Raw genomic sequence first — 720 nt, 5'->3', positions numbered from 1 at the left:
CTCTGCTGGTCAGGACCATGGAAATCGTCCAGGGCCTCGTCGATGTGCCGCTGTCGATCGACAGTTCCGTCACCGCCGCCATCGAAGCAGCCCTCAAGGTCGCCAAGGGCCGTCCACTGGTCAATTCGGTAACCGGCGAGGAAGAAAAGCTTGAGGCCATCCTGCCGCTCTGCGCCAAATACGACGTGCCCGTCGTTGCCATCTCCAACGACGAAACCGGCATCTCCATGGACCCCGACGTGCGTTTCGCCGTGGCCAAGAAGATCGTCGAACGCGCCATGGACTATGGCATCAAGCCGCATGACATCGTCGTCGATCCGCTGGTCATGCCGATCGGCGCGCTCGGTGATGCCGGCCGCCAGGTCTTCCAGCTGCTCTACCGCCTGCGCAACGAGCTGAAGGTCAACACCACCTGCGGCCTCTCCAACATCTCCTTCGGCCTGCCGCATCGCCACGGCATCAATGCCGGCTTCATCCCGATGGTCATCGGCGCCGGCATGACATCGGCGATCATGAACCCCTGCCGCCCGCAGGAAATGGAAGCCGTGCGCGCCGCAAACGTCTTGAACGGCACCGACCCGAACTGCGGCAACTGGATCATGACCTACCGCGACCACAAGCCGGCCGAAGCCGGTGCCGCGCCCTCCATCACCCCACCAGGCGCCTCCTCGGGCCGTCGTGGCGGTCGCGCGGCCAGAGCCGGAGCGGGGGCTGCTTCGG

1 protein-coding gene is annotated in these 720 nt (G+C 65.1%); it reads left to right on the top strand.

The genetic code is table 11. The annotated features are described in order from the left end of the window. Positions 1-720: methyltetrahydrofolate--corrinoid methyltransferase (locus PDO_RS16795; RefSeq protein WP_037074497.1), on the top strand; the 720-nt coding region annotated here is incomplete at both ends.

The organism is Rhizobium sp. PDO1-076 (assembly GCF_000247475.1).
Lineage (GTDB): Bacteria > Pseudomonadota > Alphaproteobacteria > Rhizobiales > Rhizobiaceae > Allorhizobium.
The sequence above is the reverse complement of the archived record's forward strand: the minus strand, read 5'-3'. Positions and strand labels throughout refer to the sequence as shown.